This is a genomic window from Hymenobacter agri (assembly GCF_054778495.1).
This window is the reverse complement of sequence record NZ_BAAGZM010000508.1, coordinates 1-3,162: the sequence shown is the minus strand read 5'-3', so window position 1 is coordinate 3,162 and position 3,162 is coordinate 1. Positions and strand designations below refer to the sequence as shown.

The window sequence follows — 3,162 nt, the reverse complement described above, 5'->3', positions numbered from 1 at the left end:
GTGGCCGGGCGGCGGCGGCCACAACGGCGGGCGCGGCAGAAACGGCGGCGGCCACGCTTAGCGGGTGTTGTGTTGCAGCAGGCCTTCCTTCGAGGCCAGGTAGGAAGCATCGCGGGCAATGGCGCCGAACGAGGTGGTTTCGTAGGCCAGTTCGGTGTCGGGGTCGGGCCAGTAGCTGCGCACGAGGCCTTGCTCCAACAGGCTGCGGAGCTGGTTTTCGAGCTCCTGGGGCGGCAGGCCGGTTTTCTGGAGCAGCGTGCGGAACGGGGTGACGAAGTACAGCTCGTCGAGCAGGTCGAATTCGGGGTCGGTCACGGGAAGCGGGTATTCGGGCAGCGGTTTGGGCAAATGTAAGCCGGATGAAGCCGCTACGCCCGGTCCGGGGCCAACGCGCGGCCGGGCCGTAGCGCGAACTTGCAGTTCGCGGGCCGCAACCACCGTCCGGTAGCACGCCGACGCGAACTAAAAGTTCGCGCTAAGGGCCAACGCCCTTGTAACCGCTCCAATCAGCCACATCGTGTAGCTTGCCGCCCCATCCTTACCGGTCCTCGCCCCACGCATATGCAACAGTACCAAGCAAAATCACTCGACACGAAGCACTTCGAACTCATGCAAGGCGATACCCGCATTGGTGCGCTGAATTACGAGAGCTGGTTTTCCTTCAAGGCCGACATCGCGCTGGCCGACTATCGCCACTACGCTGTGCGCCCCAAAGGCTTCTGGGGCACTACCATCGAAGTGAAAGACCCGCAGGAGCAGGTGCTGCTCGATTTCAAGATGAACTGGAAAGGCCAAATTCTGATTCGCACGCACTTTAATGGCGTGGAAGATTTTTACCTGCTCAAACACAAAGGCTTATTCAAGAACGTCTGCGTGCTGTGCCACGGCGAAGAAACGGAACTGCTGCACATTGTGCCTGATTTCAAATGGACCAAGCTGCGGGTCGACTACCAGCTTGAAGCCGCGGAGGCGTTTGAACAGTTGCCTCACAAAGAGCTGCTGCTGCTCACGGCCATTCATTGCACCAACTACTACCTTACCATGCTGACCGCCGCCGCCGGCTAGCCCAGGCGGCGGGCAGCAACGTTGGCCGGGTGGGGCGTGCGGGCATCGCAACTTATCCGGTGTTCTCCTTTGCTCAGGAATTGCGCCTGTTATTTCTACCACCCCGTATTATCCTGCACCGCGATGCGATACCTGACTGCTGCGAAGGTGCTGCTGGCCCTGCTCCTGATGTGGTTTGCCGGGCATACGGCCTTCACTGTCGTCGATGGCTTGAGGGATGAGGGCAAAAGTGCCGACGTAGCCGTCATTCTCGGCAATAAAGTGAACCCGGATGGCAGCCTGTCGGCGCGGCTCGCAAGCCGCCTGCAGTGCGGCCTCGCGCTGTACCGCCACGGCCGGGCGCGCCGCCTGCTGGTGAGCGGCGGGCTGGGCCGGGAAGGCTATTTTGAAGGGCAGAAAATGAAAGCCTACCTGCTGGCCCACGGCGTGCCCGATTCACTCATCGTCGTGGACGACCACGGCGACAACACCCAAGCCACGGTGGCCAATACCCTGCGCCTGCGCGACAGCCTGCACTACCGCAGCCTGCTCGTGGTGTCGCAGTACTACCACCTCACCCGGACCAAAATGCTGTTCCGGCAGCAGCAGTTCGAGGCGGTGAGCAGCGCCAGCCCCCGTTATTTTGAGCTGCGGGATATATACTCACTCGTTCGGGAGTTTTTCGCTTATTACAGCGAATGAGCCGCCGGACTGCCGACGCCACTTAAGCTTTCACAACGCCAGCCCGCTGCCCTTTTAGCGGCCACCAATGAACAAAGTCATACATCGAGGCATAATGGGAATGGCACTGCTGCTGGCCACCCCCGCCGCGGGCCAGTCGCTGGCCCTGTTCAAAACGCCGCTTGGCGGCAAGCTGCCGCTGTGCGCCGTGCTGGAGAAATACGTTGACCGGCGGCAGGAATTCACTTACAAGCCGCTGGGCGACTTGCAGTTTATCTCATCTTATGCTAATCAGTCGGACGTGTTCGGGCACTGGCGATTTGTCGTCAGGCACGATAGCCTGAATCAGTACGGGTTTTCCTCGCTGGAACTGCCAATAACCGCTGGCTCGTACAGCAAATTGAAAGTGCTGACGGATTCGGCCATCATTCTGTTCACCAAACAATTCGGCAATCCGGCCAAAGTCAGCCAAGGCCCCCCGACAGGCTATGTCGCCCGGCAGAGACCCACTCCCGGCGTCCTGCGAAAAGCCATGTGGCTTATCGATGGCCAGAAGCTGACTGTCAATTTCTCTGTTGTCGGCGAGCACGGCGAATATGCCTACCAGCTGAAAATCTGGCGATACCAGGATTTCTATGAGAACACCAAGCTACCGCCTTGGTGGGACGGGTTTTGAGCGCGCACGACCCGTTAGTTTCGCACAGCCACGCTGTAAGCCCGACTGCTTTCTATGTAGACTATGTAGGCAATAATGGATTCAATCTCCTTATCTGACAAGTCGAACGAAGGCATCTGCTGCTTGTTGAATTTCGTGAATAGCGCCACGGCGTAGTCATCGCCGCTGGTCACTACTTTGCTCGAATTCTTCACCCACGGCAGAATCCACGACACCGGGCGGCGTTTGGTGATGCCCGCGAGGGCCGGACCGACTACTATCTCATTCACGGCGTGGCACTGGGCGCAGTTACCTTTGAACAGGGCATCGCCGGCGACAATGGTCTTTGCCTCAGCCGAGGGCAAATTGGCAAGCCGAAGCTCAACATCGGTCCTCGGCGGGTCGATGACGCCGCAGCCGAAGCTCAGCGAATCACCGGCCGCTTCGGTTGGCGCAGCGAATGACTTATCGGCCGCGAAGCCCGCCAGCCCGGCGGCGCTCAGCAGGGTGAAACCAAAGAGCACGACTAGTAAAGCCATGCCCACTGTCAGGGCGAAACTCACCGGGTTGCGACGCATAACACGTTGGGCTTAGGTGGAATATATATGCGGCAAATTTACCATCCAAGCCCGGCGAGGCAGTTTTTTACTACCTTTTTTCCATCTTACCCCTACCGCACCGCCCGCCCCTTCCACTCGTAGCCGCCGCGCAGGCCGGCCAGCCCCACGGCCAGCGCATACGGCGCGTACAGCACTTGCAGCGGCAGCAGCCCCGCCAGCCAC

At 59.8% G+C, this 3,162-nt stretch carries 5 protein-coding genes; 3 read left to right on the top strand and 2 right to left on the bottom strand.

From position 1 onward, the window contains the following. Positions 1-57 precede the first annotated feature (57 nt). Positions 58-315: a hypothetical protein gene (locus ACYVDE_RS18485; protein ID WP_245116776.1), complete on the bottom strand. Its 258-nt coding sequence runs from the start codon at positions 313-315 to the stop codon at positions 58-60. A gap of 294 nt (positions 316-609) precedes the next feature. Here ACYVDE_RS18485 and ACYVDE_RS18480 point away from each other — a divergent pair, with 294 nt between their 5' ends. From ACYVDE_RS18480 to ACYVDE_RS18470, 3 genes are all read left to right on the top strand, one after another. Beyond that, the gene (locus ACYVDE_RS18480) at positions 610-1,065 is read left to right on the top strand and encodes a hypothetical protein (RefSeq protein ID WP_460503022.1); all 456 of its coding nucleotides are present in this window, start codon (positions 610-612) and stop codon (positions 1,063-1,065) included. Between the two features lie 123 nt (positions 1,066-1,188). Then, positions 1,189-1,746 carry a YdcF family protein gene (locus ACYVDE_RS18475; protein ID WP_460503021.1) on the top strand — a complete coding sequence of 186 codons (558 nt, stop codon included), beginning with the start codon at positions 1,189-1,191 and terminating at the stop codon, positions 1,744-1,746. 100 nt (positions 1,747-1,846) lie between these two features. Further along, complete coding sequence (locus ACYVDE_RS18470) at positions 1,847-2,401, top strand: hypothetical protein (protein WP_460503020.1); 555 nt, start codon at positions 1,847-1,849, stop codon at positions 2,399-2,401. A 14-nt stretch (positions 2,402-2,415) separates the two neighbouring features. Here ACYVDE_RS18470 and ACYVDE_RS18465 read toward each other — a convergent pair whose 3' ends face one another. Next, positions 2,416-2,958 carry a c-type cytochrome gene (locus ACYVDE_RS18465; protein ID WP_460503019.1) on the bottom strand — a complete coding sequence of 181 codons (543 nt, stop codon included), beginning with the start codon at positions 2,956-2,958 and terminating at the stop codon, positions 2,416-2,418. Positions 2,959-3,162: the final 204 nt, after the last annotated feature.